This is a genomic window from Paraburkholderia sp. WS6 (assembly GCF_030464835.1).
In the GTDB taxonomy this organism is placed as follows: domain Bacteria; phylum Pseudomonadota; class Gammaproteobacteria; order Burkholderiales; family Burkholderiaceae; genus Paraburkholderia; species Paraburkholderia madseniana.
Window position 1 is genome coordinate 119,105 of the sequence record NZ_JALQCK010000004.1, and the last position, 20,672, is coordinate 139,776.

Here is a 20,672-nt window from a genome sequence, read left to right on the forward strand (position 1 = left end):
CCCAGCCACGGGTGACACCAGATTTCAGCACCAGTCTGGGGCGCAACAGGAAGATGTGTTTTGATGCGGCAAAGCACAAGACTGGTGCGGTGCGGCACATCATCCGTGCGGCGAGCCGGACGAAGGGGGCCGGCTTCAGCCTTGCTCCTGCAAATAGATTAGTCTGCAGACCAGACGTTTTTCGCCCTGCGCTGCGTACCTTGCTGCTGCGACATTCGCCCGCCGGCGCGGCCTCACGACGCACGGCCACGGTTGGCTCGCGCGGATGACGCCGCGCTGGGACTTGCGCTGCTGACCGCGCAGGCACCGTCTGGCGTGGATATTGCGTTATCGATACGCGCGGCAACGCTGCTGACGCACCGAATCACGCTGCAGGTGATGCGTGATGCGCAACCTGCAGCACAAGCAATGCACCTCAGGACAACGGCGTCCCCTCGTTCAACACGACGAGCGGACGCCGTTTGCATTTGGCGCAGCGCTCGTCCAACTGACCGTTTCAGGACGGGTAAGGAAATCACCATGGTAACCGGCAAGGTCACTTTACTCAGCGCGGGTCCGGGTGACCTGGATCTGCTTACGATCAGGGCAGCGAAGCTGCTGGCAAGCGCCGACGTCGTACTGCTCGACGACCTCGTCAATCCCGAGATCGTTGCACTTGCGCCGCAGGCGCGCGTGATTCGGGTCGGCAAGCGCGGCGGTTGCAGGTCGACCCCACAGGCGTTCATTCAGCGCCTGATCCTGCGCTACGCGCGCGCTGGACGGCACGTGGTACGCGTGAAAGGCGGCGACGCGCTGCTGTTTGGCCGTGCCGGCGAAGAACTGACTGATTTGCGGCGCGCGCAGATTCCATTCGAAATCGTCAACGGCATTTCGTCCGGGTTTGCGGCGGCGGCGGGTCTCGGCATTTCTCTGACGCATCGCGACCACTGCCAGGGGGTGACGTTCGTCACCGCGCATTTGCGCGACCACAGCGAACCCAACTGGGCCGCATTGGCCGCCACCAGCACGACGCTCGTGATCTACATGGGCATGAGCCGCATCGAGAGCCTGTGTGCCGCGCTGATGGCGACGCTGCCCGGCTGCACGCCCGCTGCGGTGGTGCAATCTGCAAGCAGCACTGCCGAGCGGCATGTACTGGGGACGCTCGACACGATTGCCGCCAGCGCGCTTTCGGCCGGGCTCGGCAGCCCGGCTGTGATCCTCGTCGGCCAGGCGATCGGCGAGGCCACTGCGCTGGCGGAATACCCGTCAGGTGAGACGAGATTCGATGCGGTGGCGTGGTCTTCGCATTCTGTTCATGCGCCGCACGACATGCACGATACTGTGCGCTGTAGTGCATGAGCGAGTTACTAACGGCTTAAGGCTTGACGCCAAGTGCCACGGTCTAGCCAACAAGGTTTATCCGCAAGCACCGCATCCGGCCAGCCCGCCCACGCGACGCACACTTCCGGGATAACACCCAAACACGGCAAATACCATGAAAACAGAAAGCGCGGCCACCTCACACCAGCCCAGCCGCGCGCGCCTTCTAAATCACGCCCCGTTATCGGCACGCACAGCCGCGGCCCGGATCGGACTGTCCACTACCACGCTCTCGGCAGACATCGCCCACGCGAACCAGCGCGAAGGCGTGCGCCGAGATAACGCCAGAAGTCTCGTGGGGCGGGGATGTCCGGACCGGGTTGATGCATTCTGAGGCGGCGCAGCACCTTCTCCGTGCAGTACGCCTGAGCGGATGGCATCGCCAGCATGGTCCCGATACTGGCTTTCCTGAATCTCTGGCTACGGCGCAGGCATCTAAAATCGAACCGCCCGCGATCCGAACCGAGGGCGCACCTTTGTGCCGTGCACTCAAGGATCTTGCGAGCACCCGTGCTGCGACCTTTGACTGCGGTCTGTATGCGAAGGCCGTGTCGTCAACTTGCAATGCCGTTGGTGCCGGTGGCAGCCAGCGCGTGCTCGCGTAGCGCCGCTTCGCGTGCCTTGTGTTCGCTACTGAAGCGCACTGCCAGCGCGCATAACGCGGACAGCGTGACGAGCATGCCGAGGATCGCCAGCGTCTGCTGAACGTTGCCGACGCCTTTCATCAGGAAACCGGCCGCCACCGCGCCGACATTGCCACCAGCGCCAATCACACCCGCAACGCCGCCGAGCGCCTTGCGGTCAATGAACGGCACCAGCGCGTAGGTCGCGCCGCAGGCCATGTGCGTGAACAGCCCGAAGACCAGCATGGCGATCACGGCCGGTACCATGCTGTCCGCATGCGCAAAGCCCATGAGGCCGAACCCTTCGCCGACGATCAGTACGAACAGCAAGGTCGCGCGGACGTCGAGGCCTCGACGCGCGGCAGCCTTGTCCGACAGCCACCCACCCAATGCGCGGGCAAACAGTGCGAGCAGGCCGAAGCTTCCGGCGGCCATGCCTGCCGCCTTCAGCGACAGATGGAAATGATCGACGTAATAGATTGCGGCGACGTTGTGAATGAAAACCTCGACGCCGAAACACGCTGCGTAGGTGGTGAACAGCATCCAGACGCGATAGTTCGTGCAGGCCGCCCGGAAACTCGCCCAACCGCCCTTCTTACCGCCTTCGATCGCGATTCCGCGCGAGCGGAGTTCCGCAAAGTTTCCTTGCGGACAGTCCTGCGTGAAGCGCCAGTAAAAAATCGCCATGACGGGCATCGCAAGGCCCGGCACCATGAGCGCAAGTCGCCATGCCGATGACTGTGCTGCGCCGAGCGCCATGACCGCCGCCAGCAGCAGCGGCACGAGTGCCTGCGCAGCGCCTGCCCCGGTGTTGCCCCAGCCGGCCGTCGCCGCGTTGGCGGTCCCGACCACATTCGGCGCGAACATCATCGAGGTGTGATACTGGCTGATGACAAAGCAGGCGCCGACCGCGCCGATACACAAGCGGCATAGCAGGAAACTTTCGTAGCTAGTGGAGAGCGCGGCACCGAGCACCGGAAATACACCCGCGAGCATCAGGCCACAATAAATCCTGCGCGGGCCGTAGCGGTCGCACAGCGGACCGATCAACAGACGCACAAGGATCGTGACGGCGACCGCGGCGATGTTGATATTGGCGACCTGGTCGACTGAAAGCCCGAATTCGCGCTTGATCAACGGCATCAATGGCGCACAGGCGAACCACGCAAAGAAGCAGACGAAGAACGCCATCCACGTCAGATGGAAAGCGCGCATCGGTGGCGTGCGCAGGCTGAAGAGTTGGATGCGAGTGGCTTTGTCCGTCATCGTCGTTCCGGAAAAAAGAAAAAGCGTCCCGCGAGCCCAGTCAGATGACTGGATTCGGGGGACGCCGTTGTCCAAAAGTCTATTGTGAGGTTGTTGCTACTGATTCAAATGAAGATAGGTCGCCTTTGCCCTATGCGGGCTATATATGCATATGCCGTGCCATACCTCGGAATTCGACGTCCGGCGTGCCAGGAAGCCGAAAACAGCAATACCACGTGACGCGCCCTGTCCGCGGCACGACTTATTTCGACTGGTCAGGCACGCCGATGGTGCAGCACAGCACCGCTCCAGTGCGGAGGAAAAGAGGTGGCGCACGGTCGGCCAGCACGACGCCCGGCTCGATATCCTGCTACAGAAGCGCCGCGACAAGGTTGCCGCCGCTTCTTCAAGCGCCTACGTGCCTCCGATGTTGAGGAGCCTCGCAAGATCGCGACTGACCAACCCCATTGCTATCCGGCGGGGAAAGCCGAGATTCCGAAACTTGCGAAGGCGGAGCACGTGTTCGTCAAAGCGGCCGCTCGACTGAACAACCGCGGGGAGGATAGCCACCAACCGACGCGCGAACGCAAGCGTCGCTTGCCCGGCTTGTCGGGTGACACAGAAAGTGAAGACTGTGCCAAGTAAGTGAAAGAGTGCTGCCGAAGATAGTGAAAAAAATTCAGCAGCTGCTGAAAAATCCAACGCTCGGAATTCTCGGGCGTTGTCTTTGGTTGGTAGTCCGAAAGCGCAGGGATTGCACCGGCCGAAGTCGACCCGAAGTCGCCGTTCGAGCCGCCAGGGCTTCAATGGCAGTTATCGGAGTGATCCGGCCGTCCGCGCCGGTCCCTCACGAGCAACGGTTCCACCTCTTTGTGGACGTTTGTCGATTGACGGCAAGGCGATCGTTCAACGGCCCAGGCTTACTGCTTAAACCCTGCGTGACGCAGCGCTTCCTCAGCGGCCTCGTGGTCTTGAATCGATGTTCCGCCAGAAACACCGATGCCACCCACCAGACGCCCTTCGTGGAAGATCGGTACGCCACCGCCGACCGGCGTCAGCCGCGGATGGTGCGCCAGTGGGGCAACGGTGGGCTCGGCCATGTACTGATTCCATTGGTGCGTGGCCATGCCGAACGACGCGGCGGTCCATGCCTTGTCGATGGCGACATCAACGGTAAGGAACGGGGCGGTATCCGCTCGCTCGAAAGTGCGCAGGTGGCCTCCTGCATCGGTAATTGCGATCGTCGCGGCGAATCCGCGCGCGGCGCACGCGCGGCGCGCTTCTGCCAGCAATGCTTGTGCAGCTTCCAGGCTGATCGTTGTCGTGCTGATGATTTGCGATGTCATGTTGATGCTCATTGTCAGAAGAGTTCAGCGGTTGGCGACGACGACCTTGCCGATCATATGGCCTGCCTCGACCAGCGCATGCGCCTCGATCAGACCTGCGGCGTTGATGCCGTCAATGCGTCGGGTCAGCGTGTGCTTGAGGCGGCCCAGATCGACCAGCTCCGCCGCGCGGCGCAGCAACGCGTATTGCCGTGCGAGGGTGTCGGTGGTGAACATCGCGCGGGTGAACATCAGCTCCCAGTGAATCGAGATGGATTTCCCCTTGAACGGCCCGATGTCCAGACCCACCGGGTCGTCGATGAGTGCGAACTGGCCTTCCGGGCGCAGCACGGAGACGATTTGCGGTACATAGGCGGCGCTGTTGTTCAGCCCGGCAACGTGGGTAACGTGCTCGATGCCGAGCGCGGCCAACTGGGGTGCCCAGGCCTGATGATGATCGAGGACGTAATGTGCGCCATGGGCCAGCACCCACTCGCGGGTTTCCGGCCGCGAGGCCGTGCCGATGACGGTCATGCCAGTCAACTCGCGCGCCAGTTGGGTCAGAATCGAACCGACGCCGCCAGCCGCTCCAATGACGAGCAGCACGTTGTTGTCGGTCGGGTCCGCTGCGTGAACACGCAGACGGTCGAACAGCAGCTCCCACGCAGTGATCGTCGTCAGCGGCAACGACGCGGCCGCGGCGAAGTCCAGTGAGATCGGCATAGGTCCGACGATGCGCTCGTCCACGGCGTGCAGTTCGCTGTTGCTGCCGGGCCGCTTGATGTCACCCGCGTACCAGACACGGTCGCCTGCCTTGAAGCGGGTTGCCAGCGGACCGGTCGCGCGGACGATTCCCGCCGCGTCCCAGCCGGCGATGCGCGCACCGCCTTCCGGAATATCTCCACCGCGCCGGATTTTGGTATCGACCGGGTTGACCGATACCGCTTTCACTTCCACCAGCAGATCGTGGTCGCGCAGCTCCGGCGTCGGCAGCTCGATATCCTGCAGCGCCTGCGGGTGGCTGATGGGATGGTTCTGATAGAAGCCAATTGCTTTCATACACGTGGTCTCCAAGGGTGATTGAGACCATGTTATCTTTCGTCGATATGCGGATAAATACCCGCCGAGCCCAAACAATTTCGGCATTTCGATGAAAATGATCCGACTCGATGACGTTCAGATCTTCGTACACACGGTGGACTACGGCAGCTTCTCGGAGGCGGCGCGCCAGTTGAATATCGCGCCCGCACATGCGAGTGCGTCAGTGCAGCGACTCGAAAAGGCGCTGGACACGCGCCTGTTCACCCGTTCGACGCGAAGCATGCAACTTTCGGACGCCGGGGAGCGATACCTGCCGCATGCGCGGGTCATGATTGGCGCGCTGGAGCAAGGCCAGCAGGCCCTGGCCGACGGCCGGGGGGCGCTGTCCGGGCCGCTGCGGCTGTCCGCTCCGTCTGACTTTGGTCGAAACCTGCTGTTACCGTGGCTGGATGAATTTCAGCACCGGCACCCTGGTTTGTCGCTGCACGTGAAAATAAGCGACCGTGCGGCCGACCTCATCCGCCAGCCGCTGGATGCGCTCGTGCGCTACGGAGCGCTGCCAGATTCGTCTCTTCTGGCCATGAAACTGGTCGACAACAATCGACGCGCATTGTGTGCCGCGCCGTCATACCTCGAACGGCATGGCGCACCGGCCAAAGTTGAGGATCTGCGGCGACACAACTGCCTTCGGTACGTCTGGAGCGAGCAGATACATGAACGCTGGCACTTTACCCCGCCTGGCGGCGAGCGCACCGTGGCCGTCACAGGCAATCGCATCAGCGACGATGCCGATGCAGTTCGTCGCTGGGCGATAGCCGGGGAAGGCCTTGTCTACAAGTCGCGGCTGGACCTCATTGACGATCTGAAGGCAGGTCGGCTGGTGGAGTTATTTCCCCCGGAGTATTGCGAGCTCGCGCCGCTGCACTTGATTTGTGCTCACCGTGCGCAACTGTCGCCGGCGATTAACGCGTTGCATGCTTTCTTGCGGGAGCGCTGCACTGCATGGCTTGCCAGCCATCCATCCGGAGGCACTCAGGCTGTACTCGCGATTTAATTGGCCGCCTACAGGGCGCAACGGACGTCTGAATGTCCGAACCCCGTTGCCCGCGAAGGTCGTCTGTTGGCCGAATTGGGTCTCATGCGGCGAGTCATACATGTATCCGTCAGCGCATCCCGTCTTGAACGCACGTAAGCGCGGTGCGAAGCTGTAGCCATCGTAACGACGGAGCAATGCGATGGACGACGCAACGGGAGAGGCCGTACCGACGGGCGCACGACGCCTATACCGAGGAAGAGCGGGCGACGTCGTGGTACTGCTCTATGGAAGAGCAGCTCTCGTTTTCATTCGAGGCCGGCATTCGCAAAGCAATGGCCTCTTCACCGCTGCGCCCGGGTGAACACGTCTCGGTCACAGGACTCGCTTCATGAAGACCTGTGTCGGGTTGGCATCTTCGTCTGGGTTCGGCGGGGCCAACGTGACGTGGTGGCCCCCCGTGGCCCAGATCGTTCCCGCGAGGTCGACACTGCGAGGGTCAAGGCCGCAGACCAGCTCCATGAATTTGCGGCTGCTGTAAAAGCACTTGCCACCGACGAATCGCTGTCACATGAAGACCTGCGTAAAGAACTTTGCGTGCTGGCTGGCCATGTCCTGCATCCGAGTGCGCTGAACCGGCGCAGCCAGATCCGTCAATGACTGATTCTGAAACCGCACTATGCGCGCAACATGCTGATGCGTATCGTGCAGTTGCCATTCGGGGCGGAAACCACACATCCGGTGCTCGACGCAATCGTCCTGCTCCGAGGTCTCTATCGACGTCATGCCTATCTGTTGCCCGACGGCGTGAACATCCGGCTTGGTCGGGCATAGCGCGAAGCGATCGATGGCTACGATCGCCTCAAGGCGATGGTGGCGTTCGAGTGGGCCACCCTGTTTTCCTTACGGGTTGCTCTGCGTAATGGCTCTGTCTTCATCGCGCACAGCTTCTCGTTCCGTAGCCAGACGCACATGCTGATCCCAGCCGAAGAGTGGCCAATAAAGCGAAACAATGTGTATGGGCATCTTGGCCTGCCGCAGGACCCTATGGAATTTCTGGGTCCGATTCTGACACATCTCGATCAGCGCTTCGAATTGCTAGGGCAAGCAGTGGATGAAGGCAAGGTGCGGATCGACACAGCAGTACATCTCGATCAATTGGATGCCCAGCCGGGAGACGCAGAGGCCGATCGCCTGAGACGGGCAATCTTCGAAGCCGACCCACCTGGAGGGTATCAATCTGCGCGGGACATTCAACTTCCCGGTGGCGCGGTACGCGCGACGAATCCTTCCAAGGTTCGCGAGTGATCTGCACACATCGACCGCCAGTCGTCGAGCCTAAGCTGTCGAGTCCTGCCAGTGAATCAATAATGCAGACGGCGTCTGCATTATTGGCTTTTCAACACCCTTTTTCGGAGCGCATCGGGCTGCTACCGCCATCACGCAAATGCGAGTCCCCCAAACGAGTAGTCAGCAGGTGCTTGATTGGAATGAAAATTTATACAGGGTCACAAGGCGGAGCCGCGCCAGGCTTACGTGCCCCTAACCGGGAAAATGCAAGAAAATCAAAGGCACCCCAGACTAGCAACGATTCCTGGCTGACTGTGCCGTGCAACTGCCGTCGACGCGCGGGCGATAAAATCGACGATGCGGTAGCGATCAACTACCCGGGATTTCAGGAGGTATCAGTTATGGAATGGATGGACACACGACCCGTAGCGCCGGGATACTACTGGGTGCGATTTACGGACGACCGGTCGCCGAAACAAACAATCGGGGAGATCGCAGACGTGCCCGGGAACGGTTCACGGCAGTTAGTCGTGGTCCTTCTCGGTGACGATGAAATATTGGAACTGGACGACCCGTTCTTCGACCGCGCACTGTTTGCTGGACCGATGGAACCGCCGTCGATGGAATGACCGCCGTAGCCTAACTTGCTGCCACCAGCCCCGCATATACACTTGCGCTCGGATTGCCGCGCTCAATCACCGGACGAGAGGATCTCGTCACAATGACCTTCGCCGTGGTGGGGCTCTACGTTTTCGTCCAGACCCTGGTGATGATCCCACTGCGGAACCGGCTGGTTGTTATTCGCCCGGGTATTTAGGGTTTGGCAAGGAAGCGGCTTGGGCGAGTACGTTGCCCAGACCGTCGATGACATCGATTGACGTGGCAAACGTCGGCCCCCCCGGAATCGTTCATCGAATGTCCGTTGGCTCGCCCTGGCGACTGGCAGATGGTGGCTGAAGCCGGTCCAATCCTGAACCAACGAGGTGCTCCGCCGGTGACCACACTACATCGTGGCCCTGTTTTAAGCAACGCAACCCTACACGCCAGGATCTGCTAGTCTAAACGAACAGGCATTCACCATGAAATCGGGAGAGGCCATGAGTGATCTTCAACCACCCTCAGTTACAGGGCGCGATCACGCGCTGAAGATTGCGTCAGAGGGAGAGTTCATGGATGGTGTCTTTCGTGTCGAGCGCTATAACCATAGCCTCGTCGACACACCGCTGGGATCTTCATCATCCTCCGGGGCGATCATTGTTTCGGAGATCTACCCGAACCAGACCCTGCAACAGATAGACGAGGCGATAGCGCGTGTTAGCCGTCTGAACCAGGACGCACGGGCATATGTCTCGGCAGCACTCGACAAGCGTCCTGATTGCGAAACCCTGGAGAGAAAACTGCTGGATGATAATCCCGGATTCTGCGAGGTAACGTATAACCTGGCTATCAACGACGCCTTTGCGGCCCAATCTGCCCAACTTGCTCACAGGTAGGAAATACAGGCTATTGTCCTGAATAGCTGCATTGAACTTCAGATTCAGAGCTCCGCGTTTGCAGGACTGATGCCCGGATCATTCGGATCGGCCTCGGCGGTCGCCGTGCAGCAGGACATCACGCACAGGCTCGCCTAGTTTCCACGAGGGCGCTTCACACGCGCGCGCAATGCGTCGATCTCGTCGAGCAGATCGAGGGCTAGCGCGACGCCGGGAGGGTTGATCTGAAAGTCGTGTGCCAGCCGCTGCGCGGTCCGCACGCGCCGCAGTGCCGCGCCGCTGAAGCGCCACTCCTGCGGCCGGTCGCCTCGTGGCTCAAACACGCCCTCAGACACCCAGAGCGTCAATTCCTCCTCCGATGCCCCGCTCACCCGGCTCAATTCAACTAAGGTGAACTCGACTTTCTCGTCGACAATCTGCCCTTGCAAATAGGTCGTTGTACTCGTCTCTTTCACGATGATCACCGATAGAAGTGCGCGCGAGGATTGAAGTTGAACGCCTGCCGCAACGCATCGTAAGCGGCCTTCGCAGTGTCGCTATCCGCCGCCGGTAGCACGATGTTCAGAATCACATACAGATCGCCAGGCGGGTTGCCTGGAATGCCCTTGCCTTTGAGCCGCAAGCGCCTGCCGCCGGCAGAATTGGCTGGCACCGTCATCTCGACCGAACCGTCAGGCGTCGGCACGGTAACCTGCGCGCCGAGGCCCGCTTCCCACGGTGCCACCGGCAACTCGAGCGAGACGTCGCGCCCGTCCACGCGAAAGCGCGAGTGTTCCCGAAAGGCGATTTCCAGATAGAGGTCGCCGGCAGTTCCGGGCGAGGCGCCTGCGGCTCCCTGCCCGCTCAGCCGCAGGTGCTGGCCCGCGCGAATCCCCTTTGGAATGGATACATCGAGCGTACGCGTTTCTAGCGAAACATGGCCTTGTTCATCGATCACCGGCATTTGCAGCGAAATCGAGCGCTGGGCGCCGCGATAGGAATCTTCGAGATCAATCAGTACCTTCGCGTGATGGTCTTCGCCGCGCACATCGAAAGGCCGCTGCCGCGGATGCGCGCCACCGAACATCTTCTCGAAGAGATCGTGGAAATCGGCTTGTTCGCCGGCCTCGTTGCCCGGGCCGCGGAATTCGAAGCCCTCGTCCCAGTTCGGCGGCGGCTGGAAGTCCTGGCCGTTGCGCCATTCGCTGCCCATGCGGTCGTAGGCCGCGCGCTTCTCCGGGTCCTTGAGCACCTCGTAGGCTTCACCCAGTTCCTTGAAGCGATCTTCGGCGTCAGTGTGCTTGCTGAGGTCCGGGTGGTACTTGCGCGCGAGCTTCCGATACGAACGTTTGACGTCCTCCTGAGACGCGCCGCGCTCGAGACCCAAGGTCTCGTAATAGTCTTTGTATTTCATTCTGGCGGCAGACTCATGAAGAACGGATGCGGCGATGCGCATCCATCGCGTGGCGGTCAAGGATCGACTTTATACCAATCCGGATAGGCCGGCAAAGTTGCACGGTTGGTACGCGGCTTCACTGTGACAGGCCTGCCTCGGATCGGATCAGCCTGACTGGGCAAGTCGACAGGCGCGGGAACCGGTCGGTGACGCTGCCAAGCACGGCCGTGCCCACGCCATGTCTGCCTTGCGTGCCCATCACGACAAGGTTGCCACCCTGACGTCGCACGCAGCGCTGCAGGCAACTCGGAATGTCGTCTGCCGCACTTTCGGTTTCGTCGATTTCAGTGTCGCCCGACGCGCCGCGTTCGGCCGTCGCCCTACGTGCTGTGACTAAGGGTTATCGAACTTTCCGTGCAAATTATGGCGGTAGTAGTGCGCAGAGCGGCTTGCAGCAAGGCTCGGCAGTTCGAGCGGCTTCCGCGCGATCGTCGGTTTCGGAAGCCATTGATCAATATGGGCATTTAAGATCAAACCGCCAGAGATTGCACGGAAAGTTCGATAACCCCAAGGTGCTCGGTACGCAGGCGAGGTACCAGCGCTTCCTGAGCTATGGCGAGTCTGAGCAATATCAGGTTCGCCTCAAGCGGCTTCGCGATGCCCTGCGCAAGCAGAATGACTGACGGCGGAGTCCGTGAGGCTGTCCGCTTGCCTTTGCAACTTGGTGGGCAACTTACCAAGCCGAATGAGCTTGAGAGCGCGTTCGACCATTTCGAGTGGACCACACGCGGTCAAGGTGGCGGCGTGTCGCCGGTCACGGCAACGCCTACATCAAAGGCTTTGTCGAACGCCTGCATGAAGTCCCTCAGGCGATCGTGCGGAAGCCGACCGATGCCGGCCGCGCCGACCCGGCCGCCGCCACTTGCGAACCGTCTGCATAACTCATCCGCGCCGTAAGGATTGGCGAGCGGCGCACGCACGCTCACCGTATAGTCACCCTGCACACCCACGGTAAGCACGGCATGGGCACGATCAGGTGAATTGCTTGCCAGAAAGTTGGAGAAAATGCCCCGCACCCTTCGAGCCCATTTCTTATTGGGCAACACATACATTGACCCGCCAGAGAGGACAGCACTGGGACGCATTCCCAGCGCCAGTTCCATGTCGTGCCTTCGTGCGTCGCACAGCGTCTGCGCAATCGGCTCGTCCGCTGCGAACTGGAATGGGTCGGCATAAGCGCGCAGCGTTTCGTAAAGTCTCGCAGGTGGAATCAGGAGGTCCGCCTCATTGTCTCCATAGGCGTTGTAGTTGATCGACTCTCCCAGTTCACGCAGTTGTTCGGCGTGGCCAGGTTGGAGCCTGCGGCTCTCGGCAAGCGTTTGCGCCGCGTGCGCGAGGTTGTCGCCATAGGCGCCAACAATAGCCCAGAGACGGTGTTGTCCTCCCAGATGACGGTCCACGAGCATGCTCGTGCAGATATCGGGCGTCGTCTCGATGTACGTGCTCAGGTCAGAATGTTCGGGAATCGCGCCGGCAAAGTGATGATCGAAGTATTCAACCTTGACTCCGTGCTCAAGCAATGCAAGCAACGCGGTCCGATTGGTGTCCAGAGAGATGTCCAGTACCGTCACCGATATGTCTCGCCTGGCGGGAACGCGGCTGAGCAGCGCCACGTCGCGCTTGACACCCGTGATCAGCAAGGACCGCAATGGCTTCGCGAGCCGCAGTTGGTGCAGCGCGCAGATTCCGTCGGCGTCACCATTGAACACATCGAAATGCTTCATGCACCGTCACCAGATTGCGGTTTGAGGTCGCCAAACCGTGGCTGTGTCAGATCGGCTCCGTGACACTGAGTGCGCCGCGTTGCGGTACGTGCGCATCCGGAACGGATTCTCGCCCTCTATTTCAAGGTGGTCTCCTTAGACTCCGCCTCCTGCTTGAGACGCATCTGTGCATGCACGATAGCTCGCTCAAGGTCCAGCCTCTTGACCCATATCAAGCAGATACCGCAGGAGCGACTTCGACTGGATGATGAGCGAATCTCACGTGCGCAGCGCGTGAAAACTGGACGTGTCGACCTCTGAGGATTGATACATGTCAATCACTAATCCCTGCGCAAAACCTAGTCTGGCTGTACGTCAATCCCGATCGTGAATACCCTGCCTTCCCCGAACACCGATGCCCTATTATTTCGATACCGATTTGCCCGCCCCCCATACGCAATCGTCTTCCCGAGTACGCGCAAGGCATCTATCGCAGCGCGTTCAACCATGCCTATGCAGCGCATGCCGAAGAGTCACGTCAGGAAGAAATCGCCCACCGGATTGCCTGGGATGCCGTCAGGCGCTCATACGTCAAGCAAGCCGATACATGGTGGGTGCCGCGGGACCAAGGCCCCGCCAGGAAGGAGGATTGAATGGCCACCGAACTTCTGTCGGCGCAAAACACCGATCATTTCCCTTTGGACCGAGGCTATCTGTTCTCGGGGAACGGCGTGGGCCGCGAGATCGACGCGAACACAGCCATCGAATGGTTGAAACATCGTGACGACGATAGTACGGAATTCATCTGGCTGTATTTTCACGACATCCCTACGGTACTGGAAGGTTGGCCGCTTCAACATGTGCAAGTACCCGAGGCGTTCGGCGATACCCTTAAGGAAGGCTCTCGCTCAACACGAATCACGCATGTCTATCAGACCCTAATCGCCGTCCTTAACGATGTCGAATATGACCTTGAGCGGAAGACGTCACTCAAGGTGGCGACGCTGTGGGTGAACGTCGGCGTTCACTATCTGATTAGCGTGCGCAATTCCCCGCTGCGTTCAGTCAATCAATTGAGACTGGCGGTCGAGGCGGGGGAAACCTTCCGCAGCCCAATGGCTCTCCTGATCCATCTGCTGCAGGAACAGGCCGATGTACTCATCGGCATTGTGCGCACGGCAGCGCAGGCCGCCAACGACGTGGATGAAACGCTGCTCGCCGGCAGACTGCCAACCCGTTCGGGCCTCGGCGGCATTCGCCGCGATCTGGTGCGACTGCGCCGCCTGCTGGCACCTGAACCCGCCGCGCTTTTCCGCCTCGTCAGCCGGCCGCCGCACTGGGTGCTGGAAGAGGACGCCCAATCGCTCAGACAATCCGCAGAGGCGTTTTCCCTGACGTTGCGCGACATGGCCGGACTTCAGGAGCGCATCAAGTTGCTCGAAGAGGAAATCGCCGACCGGGTTGCCGAGCACACTAACCGCAGCGTGCTGATCCTCACCGCTGTCGCGGTTATCGCGTTACCGGTCAACCTGATCTCCGGTTTGTTGGGCATGAACATAGGTGGCTTGCCCTTTAAATACGACAACCACGGATTCTGGATCGTCGCGCTGATCGCTGTGTTGTTGACCTGTGTGGCCGCCTGGCTGATTTTCCGCCCGCGACGCGATTGAAACCGTCACGCCCAGGTCGCCACCTAGTGGCTGGTTCGCTGCGAGCAGGCCCTGTCTCAGCCGTAGTCCCGACAGGATTGATGCACATCAACTGGCATCAGAAGCAATCACATAGCGCGTCAATGCGAATGTGCACGACGACATCGTCGGGTTGACCTGCCGCGACCGATTCTTCCGTGGGCCTGGCTTAACCGTGGGCACCCTGCCCGCCCTACGAAGTCTCGTTGCCAGGCAAGCGCACAAGCAACACAGGGCAGGTCGATATGCGCAGTAAACCCTCGGCGACGCTACCCAGCACGATCCTGCTCGCGCCGCGCCGGCCGTGTGTTCCCATCACAACGAGATCGATCTTCTGCCGCTGAATACACCGTTCGAGACAGCTCGGGATATCGTCGGCGGCATTCTGTGTTTCGTCGATTTCGATATCGCCCGGGATCCCCTGTTTGGCCATTGCCGTGCGCACGGCTTCCAACGCTAGCCGGCCGTCTTCTCGCAGCACTGTGCCGAGGGCTTCCGGTTCATAGTAGCCGGCATACGGAGCGACCCCCCATTTGCTGACGACGTATAAGGCATGCACGCGAGCGCGAGCCAACGCTGCGATCCGGAATGCCTCTTCTGCGGCCGGTTTCGACGCGTCGCTTCCGTCCACCGCTAACAGAATCTTGTGATACATGATGTTCCGTTCCCCCGAAGCTTGTATTCCGTTCGCCAACTCGCTCAACGGTGTGGTTTCGTCGACGGAAACCACACCCTGCGTCATCACGTCCGCTCCCGGATGCGGGTTCCGGCCACGCCGTCACCCCTACGCCTCAGACTATGCAATGCCGCGGCCACCCAGTTGACGCAGGTCAATGCGGAGTCCCTATGAAGCGCTGCGCGCGCAAGCATCTTTCGATGCGCGCCGTTCTCACGCGAGCGCACTGAACAGCGTGCCCGTGAAGCCTGTGACACTCATCGCGATCGCACCCCATGCGAGCACCCGCAGCATGCCCGGTACGATACGCGCGCCGCCAATTTGTGCAGCGAGGGCTCCCACCAGCGCCAGCAGAAGCAGAGACACAGCGGCAACCACCGGTATGAGCGCCGCACGCGTCGCCAAGGTCGCGGCAAGCAGCGGCACGGCACCGCCGCTCGCGAAGCTCAACGCCGAGGTGATTGCCGCAACGATGGGTCGCGCCGCCGTCGCATCCGATATACCGATATCGTCGCGTGCATGGGCGCCGAGCGCGTCGAAAGCCATCAGTTGCACGGCCACACGTTGCGCGAGCTCCGGGTCGAGGCCGCGCCGCACATAGATGTCCGCCAGTTCCGCCTGCTCCTTCTGGAACTCGTTTTGCAGGGACAGCTGCTCGACTTCGAGGTCGGCACGCTCGACATCAGCCTGCGAACTGACGGAAACATATTCGCCTGCGGCCATCGACAGCATCCCCGCGACGAGGCCCGCCACGCCTGACACCAGAACGCCGTGCGGCTGTGTCTGCGCCGCGGCCACGCCGACCATCAGCCCCGACATGGACAGCACGCCGTCATTGGCCCCGAGCACAGCGGCGCGAAGCCAGCCCGAACGATGCGTGCGATGGGTATGGGGATACACGATCGTCTATCCCTTTGCCTTGTCGCGGCCGAACGTTCGTGTGCGGTCGTCGTAGGTGAAGAGTTCCGCGTAACGTCCCCAGTCGATCGCGATGCGCAGCGTGTTGTCGGCGTCGTTCCGGTTCAGATGATCCTGAAGCTCGAGTTCGAAGCGTTCCCGCGGTGCGCGGTGCTCCTCGCGCTCGTCGAGTACCTGATGAATATGGGCGACAAGCGGCACGAAGCGAAGCAGGTGTTCCTTGAACAGGCGCTTGCGTTCATCCATTTCGCTGTGCGCGAACACGCGGCCGGCCGGCGTGAGCTTGATCGCGCCGTCCTTGACGTCGACAAACTCGAGGATTTGCAAGGCCACCGCAATCGGAAACACATCGCTGCTTTTCAGGCCAAGCGGAGCGGCGATCTTCGCCAGTTCCGCCTGGCCGCCATACGCGGATGAGGCAAGGTTCTCGACAAATCCGCCGATCCTGTTGATCGATACATCAGGTAAGTGCAGCGCCAGGCCTCCGTGGATCTGGCTTTGTTTGTCGATCGCTTCGGCCATGCGCGAGGTCAGAATCGAATAGATTTCGTTGACAATCGCGAGAAACGACGCATCGAGCCGGTTGCGCGGCTGCGGCAACGGCACCTGAATTTCCGCCGCAATGTGCCCGGGATTCGCCCCCAGCACCAGAATGCGGTCGCACATCATGACCGCCTCCTCGATGTTATGCGTCACCATCAGCACAGCCTGGGTGGAGAGTTGATGTTCGGTCCAGAGATCGAGGAAATCGGTGCGCAAGGTTTCGGCCGTCAGCACGTCCAGCGCTGAAAACGGTTCGTCCATCAAAAGCAGCGTCGGCTCGCTGACTATGGCCCGGGCGAAGCCAACCCGCTGGCGCATGCCGCCGGAGAGTTCGCGTGGGAATGCGGACTGGAAACCGTCGAGCCCAATCAGGTCGATGGCCGCCATCGCGCGGCGGCGCACTTCATCGTGCGGTAGCTTGAGTGCGTCGAGGCCGAACTCGACATTCTCGAAGACAGTGAGCCACGGATACAGCGCGAACGTCTGGAACACGACGGCGATGCCCTCGGAGGGGCCCGTCAACGGCGCCCCGCGATAGAGCGCCTGCCCCGAGGTCGGTTTGATCAGCCCGGCGGCGATGCGCAGGAGGGTGGATTTGCCCGACCCCGAGCGTCCAAGCAAGCCGAGAATCTCACCCTCGCCCACAGCCAGGTCGATATTCGACAACACAGGCAACGGCTCGCCGGAAGGTCTTGCAAAGGCCATGCTGACTTTGTCGAACTCAATGGTCGGTGCGTGGATGACGGCAGGCGCGATTCTGTCCATGGATTGCCCCTCAATCGAGCCGCGTGCGGCGTTCCGCAAAGGCGTAAAGCGGCCGCCATACCAGCCGGTTGGTGGCGATGACGAGCACCGACATCACGGCGATACCGAGCCCGATACGGGGAAAGTCTCCGGCGTCCGTCATCTGGGCAATGTAGGCGCCGAGGCCGCCGGCGTTCAGCTTCGTCGGCCCCCAACTGACCATCTCGGAGACGATGCTCGCATTCCATGCGCCGCCGGATGCGGTGATCGCGCCGGTCACGTAGTAAGGGAAGATGCCAGGGAGCATCACGTCGCGCCACCAGCGCCAGGGACGCACGCGAAAGCTGGTGGCCGCTTCCCGCAAGTCGCTCGGGAACGCACTGGCGCCGGCAATGACGTTGAACAGGATGTACCACTGGGTGCCCAGGATCATCAACGGAACGAGCCAGATCCGGGGTGCGAGCCCAAAGCGCACGATGAAATAAACGAACACCGGAAACAGGAGGTTGGCCGGAAAGGCAGCCAGAAACTGCGCAACGGGCTGGACCCGGGCGGTCAACCGGGGCCGCAGGCCAACGGCCACACCGATCGGCACCCAGACTAGAGAGGCGAGCAGCACGAGGAACGCGACGCGCGCGAGGGTAATCCCCCCGTTGCTCACGACCATCTGGAAATCGGCCCACGTGAGCGCGCCGCGTGCGAATCCTGCAAGCCGCCACGCAGCGTAGGCGACTCCCGCGAGGATGACAATGAGCCAAAGCACGTCCGCCACGCGGCGAGGCGCGGACCAGCGGGTCAGATGAACGGCATGCGGCAACACCAACCTCGCGCGTGCCGCCCTCTGCAACCATGCTCCAACGGGGCGAGCCAGGCGAGCGGCGAAGCTCGAGCGGCGAAACAGATCGAGCACCCAGCTACGCGGCACGGTTTGCGCGGCGGTGTCCTCGGGGCGGAACTTGTCGGCCCAGGCGACCATCGGCCGGAACAGCAACTGATCGTAAAGGACGATAGCGATGGTCATCGCGAGGATCGCCCATCCCACTGCAGCGAGGCTGCGCTGCTGGATCGCCGTTGCGACATACGATCCCACACCCGGAAGCGCGACCTGCAGGTTGCCGACGGAGATCGCTTCGGCGGCCACGACAAAGAACCAGCCTCCCGACATCGACATCATCATGTTCCAGATCAGCCCTGGCATCGCGAAAGGCACTTCGAGTCGCCAGAAGCGCTGCCACACGGACAAACGGAAGCTGCGGCTCGCTTCGTCGAGGGCGATGGGGATCGTCTTGAGCGACTGATAGAAACTGAACGCCATGTTCCAGGCCTGACTTGTGAAGATGGCGAAGATCGCCGCGAACTCCGGGCCCAGCACGTTGCCGGGAAACAGCGAGACGAAGAACACGACGGTAAAGGACAGGTAGCCCAGAATGGGCACCGATTGGAGGACGTCCAGAAGCGGTATCAGGACCATGCCGGCACGGCGGCTCTTCGCGGCGAGCGTCGCGTAGGTGAACGTGAAGATCAATGAAGCGATAAGTGCAGCCAGCATCCGCGTGATGGTGCGCAGCGTGTAAAGCGGCAGTGCGGCCGGCGAGAGCGAGATGCCAGGCTGATGAGCGATCACAAGCGGGGCCACCATCTGCCGGACGCCCACACCCATCAGGATCACCATGCCGAGTACAAGCAGCACCGCGGCAAGATCCTGCCAGTTCGGACCGTGCTGGTGCCATCTTCCCCCTTGCAGAACCTCGGCGTGGTGCTCCACGGTGTTTCCCCATTTGATAGGTACCCTGAATATCGTGTCCGAATCGGGCACGTCCCGTTTGACCTGCATCATGCGATGCCCAGAGGGCTGGTGGATAGCCCCAGTGTTGGCAGGCCGTGTGTCAAGGTGCTGACAAATATCGTGCTACTGGAGGAAATCATTGACATGTATCAAGCGCGCTGCGATGCGGTGCGCTTTGATGCTACTCATGCGGCCCGCTGCGCGAGGAGTGCAAGGTCGGCACAACAGAGGGCGACGTCATGTGGGATGTGATTGTGATCGGTTCCGGTGTTAGCGGCCTCGGCGCCGCGGCGGCGCTCGCCCGTCAGGGACGACGGGTACTAGTGCTCGAGCAGCACAGCGTGGCCGGCGGCCTCACCCAGACCTTTACGCGTGGGGACTGGACCTTCGCTACGGGTGTGCATTACATCGGCGGTGTGGGCAACATCGCAGGCTCAAGCGGACAGATCGGCAGGCTCCTCGCGTGGCTGACCGATGGCGCGCTGCGATTTGTCTCGTGCGGCAACCCCTACGACATCGTCCGGCTGCCTGGTTTCGAGTTTGGCATCCCGTATCCGGAAGAGCGTTACCGCGAGGCTCTGCTCGCGCGCTTCCCAGCGCAGCACGAGGCGATCGGGCGCTGGTTCGCCGCTTGCGAGGCCGCGCGGCATTCGGCCTTTGTGATGTTTGCGACGCGCGGCATGCCGCAGTGGCTGGCATGGGGAATGCATCTGATTCACGGCGACGAAGTCGAGCACTGGGCGCAAAGCACGCTTGCCAGCACGTTGGCCGAAGTGCCCGACCCGCAACTGCGTGCGGTGCTTGGCGCCCGCTGGGCCGATTACGGTGCGCCCCCCGACAACGCGCCGATGCTCGAGCACGCGCTGGTTACCGGTTCATACAATGCCGGTGCGTATTATCCGGCAGGCGGTCCGGCCCGCTTCGCGCGCACGCTCGTTCCGGTTGTTGAAGCGGCCGGTGGCGAGGTGAAACTGGGGGCCGCGGTAGAACACATCCTCGTGACCGGCGGCCAGGTGGCTGGTGTGGCGCTCAGCCAGGGCGGCACGCACCGGACTGAGCACGCAAGGCACGTGATATCGGCGATGGGAATCGCCAACACCGTGTCCTGCCTCGACGCCTCCACGGCACCCGCATGGCAGGACACGCTGCGCGGGTTGCGCCCGGGCCTGGCGCACCTGGCGCTATACGTCGGCCTCGACGGCGATATCGCTGCGGCGGGCGCATCCGGTGCCAATGTATGGATCTACGAAAGCGAAGACATTGGCCGGGTGTGGCACAACGTGGAAGAAGATGACCCGCCGGGGCTGTTCGTGTCGTTTCCCTCAATGAAAGACCGAACTTGGAGCGGTAAGCCGACGGCCGAGGTGATTGCACTGTGCGATGCGCGCGCGTTCGCCCCTTGGCTGGATACGGCAGAAGGGAGGCACTCCGAGCCGTACCTCGAACTGAAGGGACGAATCGAAAAACGCTTGCTGGTACGATTCTGCGCGCACTTCCCTGCCCTCGCGCCACTGATTCGCTTCCACGAGCTGTCGACGCCCTTGACGCAGCAACGCTACCTGCGCTCACCAGGTGGTGCCATGTACGGACTTGAGATGACGGCAACCCGTTTGACGAGCGCGGCATTGCGTGTGCGCACGCCCGTCCACGGTTTGCTGCTTGCCGGACAGGACGTGACCGGGCCCGGCGTCGCCGGGGCATTCATGGGCGGCCTGATGGCCGCGGCCGTCATCGAGCCGGCGCTGCTCAGGCGCTTCGGCAGCTAGG

At 61.6% G+C, this 20,672-nt stretch carries 20 protein-coding genes and 3 pseudogenes; 11 read left to right on the forward strand and 12 right to left on the reverse strand.

Going from position 1 to position 20,672, the window contains the following annotated elements; translation table 11 throughout:
• Positions 1-519: 519 nt before the first annotated feature.
• A complete protein-coding gene (gene cobA, locus M0D64_RS06770; RefSeq protein ID WP_266257091.1) occupies positions 520-1,341 on the forward strand; it encodes a uroporphyrinogen-III C-methyltransferase in 822 nt (273 codons plus the stop codon).
• A 575-nt stretch (positions 1,342-1,916) separates the two neighbouring features.
• Here cobA and M0D64_RS06775 read toward each other — a convergent pair.
• Positions 1,917-3,251 (reverse strand): MFS transporter, encoded by a 1,335-nt coding sequence (locus tag M0D64_RS06775; RefSeq protein WP_266257092.1) that lies wholly within the window; start codon positions 3,249-3,251, stop codon positions 1,917-1,919.
• Positions 3,252-3,558: 307 nt separating this feature from the next.
• On the opposite strand from M0D64_RS06775, the pseudogene M0D64_RS06780 reads away from it, so the two are divergent.
• Positions 3,559-3,836: pseudogene (locus M0D64_RS06780) on the forward strand (DDE-type integrase/transposase/recombinase); the annotation flags it as partial.
• Positions 3,837-4,150: 314 nt separating this feature from the next.
• Here M0D64_RS06780 and M0D64_RS06785 read toward each other — a convergent pair.
• On the reverse strand, positions 4,151-4,588 hold the full coding sequence (locus tag M0D64_RS06785) for a heme-binding protein (RefSeq protein WP_266257093.1): 438 nt from the start codon (positions 4,586-4,588) through the stop codon (positions 4,151-4,153).
• Positions 4,589-4,600: 12 nt separating this feature from the next.
• Positions 4,601-5,614 (reverse strand): zinc-binding alcohol dehydrogenase family protein, encoded by a 1,014-nt coding sequence (locus M0D64_RS06790; RefSeq protein WP_266257094.1) that lies wholly within the window; start codon positions 5,612-5,614, stop codon positions 4,601-4,603.
• Positions 5,615-5,711: 97 nt separating this feature from the next.
• On the opposite strand from M0D64_RS06790, the gene M0D64_RS06795 reads away from it, so the two are divergent.
• From M0D64_RS06795 to M0D64_RS06815, 5 genes and pseudogenes are all read left to right on the forward strand, one after another.
• The gene (locus M0D64_RS06795) at positions 5,712-6,650 is read left to right on the forward strand and encodes a LysR family transcriptional regulator (RefSeq protein WP_266257227.1); all 939 of its coding nucleotides are present in this window, start codon (positions 5,712-5,714) and stop codon (positions 6,648-6,650) included.
• Between the two features lie 176 nt (positions 6,651-6,826).
• Positions 6,827-7,104: pseudogene (locus tag M0D64_RS06800) on the forward strand (calcium-binding protein); the annotation flags it as partial.
• Positions 7,098-7,865: pseudogene (locus M0D64_RS06805) on the forward strand (Tn3 family transposase); the annotation flags it as partial. The pseudogenes M0D64_RS06800 and M0D64_RS06805, both read left to right, overlap by 7 nt.
• Before the next feature lie 254 nt (positions 7,866-8,119).
• On the forward strand, positions 8,120-8,548 hold the full coding sequence (locus tag M0D64_RS06810) for a hypothetical protein (protein WP_266257095.1): 429 nt from the start codon (positions 8,120-8,122) through the stop codon (positions 8,546-8,548).
• Between the two features lie 468 nt (positions 8,549-9,016).
• Positions 9,017-9,412, forward strand: coding sequence for a hypothetical protein (locus tag M0D64_RS06815; RefSeq protein WP_266257096.1), 396 nt, complete (start codon positions 9,017-9,019; stop codon positions 9,410-9,412).
• 134 nt (positions 9,413-9,546) lie between these two features.
• Here the strand turns inward: M0D64_RS06815 and M0D64_RS06820 are convergent, their stop codons facing one another.
• From M0D64_RS06820 to M0D64_RS06830, 3 genes are all read right to left on the reverse strand, one after another.
• Entirely contained in the window at positions 9,547-9,876 is a 330-nt protein-coding gene (locus M0D64_RS06820; protein ID WP_168436031.1) for a chaperone modulator CbpM, read from the reverse strand.
• On the reverse strand, positions 9,873-10,805 hold the full coding sequence (locus tag M0D64_RS06825; RefSeq protein WP_154567666.1) for a DnaJ C-terminal domain-containing protein: 933 nt from the start codon (positions 10,803-10,805) through the stop codon (positions 9,873-9,875). The genes M0D64_RS06820 and M0D64_RS06825 overlap by 4 nt, the downstream gene beginning before the upstream one ends.
• Positions 10,806-10,923: 118 nt before the next feature.
• Complete coding sequence (locus M0D64_RS06830) at positions 10,924-11,130, reverse strand: universal stress protein (RefSeq protein ID WP_168436032.1); 207 nt, start codon at positions 11,128-11,130, stop codon at positions 10,924-10,926.
• On the opposite strand from M0D64_RS06830, the gene M0D64_RS06835 reads away from it, so the two are divergent.
• Positions 11,099-11,470: a hypothetical protein gene (locus M0D64_RS06835; protein WP_154567668.1), complete on the forward strand. Its 372-nt coding sequence runs from the start codon at positions 11,099-11,101 to the stop codon at positions 11,468-11,470. The genes M0D64_RS06830 and M0D64_RS06835 overlap by 32 nt on opposite strands.
• A 108-nt stretch (positions 11,471-11,578) precedes the next feature.
• On the opposite strand, the gene M0D64_RS06840 is transcribed toward M0D64_RS06835, so the two are convergent.
• Both M0D64_RS06840 and M0D64_RS44860 read right to left on the reverse strand, forming a co-directional pair.
• Positions 11,579-12,571: a DHH family phosphoesterase gene (locus M0D64_RS06840; RefSeq protein WP_266257097.1), complete on the reverse strand. Its 993-nt coding sequence runs from the start codon at positions 12,569-12,571 to the stop codon at positions 11,579-11,581.
• A gap of 6 nt (positions 12,572-12,577) precedes the next feature.
• Positions 12,578-12,691 (reverse strand): hypothetical protein, encoded by a 114-nt coding sequence (locus M0D64_RS44860; protein WP_367619651.1) that lies wholly within the window; start codon positions 12,689-12,691, stop codon positions 12,578-12,580.
• A 344-nt stretch (positions 12,692-13,035) separates the two neighbouring features.
• Between M0D64_RS44860 and M0D64_RS06845 the strand changes: the two genes are divergently transcribed.
• The gene (locus M0D64_RS06845; RefSeq protein WP_233465443.1) at positions 13,036-13,203 is read left to right on the forward strand and encodes a ChaB family protein; all 168 of its coding nucleotides are present in this window, start codon (positions 13,036-13,038) and stop codon (positions 13,201-13,203) included.
• Positions 13,204-14,220 (forward strand): transporter, encoded by a 1,017-nt coding sequence (locus M0D64_RS06850; RefSeq protein WP_266257098.1) that lies wholly within the window; start codon positions 13,204-13,206, stop codon positions 14,218-14,220.
• A gap of 211 nt (positions 14,221-14,431) precedes the next feature.
• On the opposite strand, the gene M0D64_RS06855 is transcribed toward M0D64_RS06850, so the two are convergent.
• The 4 genes from M0D64_RS06855 to M0D64_RS06870 all read right to left on the reverse strand — a co-directional run bounded on the left by M0D64_RS06855 (position 14,432) and on the right by M0D64_RS06870 (position 18,884).
• Positions 14,432-14,893 carry a universal stress protein gene (locus tag M0D64_RS06855; protein ID WP_154560430.1) on the reverse strand — a complete coding sequence of 154 codons (462 nt, stop codon included), beginning with the start codon at positions 14,891-14,893 and terminating at the stop codon, positions 14,432-14,434.
• A 234-nt stretch (positions 14,894-15,127) separates the two neighbouring features.
• On the reverse strand, positions 15,128-15,814 hold the full coding sequence (locus M0D64_RS06860) for a VIT family protein (RefSeq protein ID WP_233464860.1): 687 nt from the start codon (positions 15,812-15,814) through the stop codon (positions 15,128-15,130).
• Between the two features lie 6 nt (positions 15,815-15,820).
• Positions 15,821-17,080: a nitrate/sulfonate/bicarbonate ABC transporter ATP-binding protein gene (locus M0D64_RS06865; protein ID WP_266257228.1), complete on the reverse strand. Its 1,260-nt coding sequence runs from the start codon at positions 17,078-17,080 to the stop codon at positions 15,821-15,823.
• A 70-nt stretch (positions 17,081-17,150) separates the two neighbouring features.
• The gene (locus tag M0D64_RS06870; protein ID WP_266257099.1) at positions 17,151-18,884 is read right to left on the reverse strand and encodes an ABC transporter permease subunit; all 1,734 of its coding nucleotides are present in this window, start codon (positions 18,882-18,884) and stop codon (positions 17,151-17,153) included.
• 260 nt (positions 18,885-19,144) lie between these two features.
• On the opposite strand from M0D64_RS06870, the gene M0D64_RS06875 reads away from it, so the two are divergent.
• Complete coding sequence (locus tag M0D64_RS06875; protein ID WP_266257100.1) at positions 19,145-20,671, forward strand: NAD(P)/FAD-dependent oxidoreductase; 1,527 nt, start codon at positions 19,145-19,147, stop codon at positions 20,669-20,671.
• The last annotated feature ends 1 nt before the right edge of the window (position 20,672 follow it).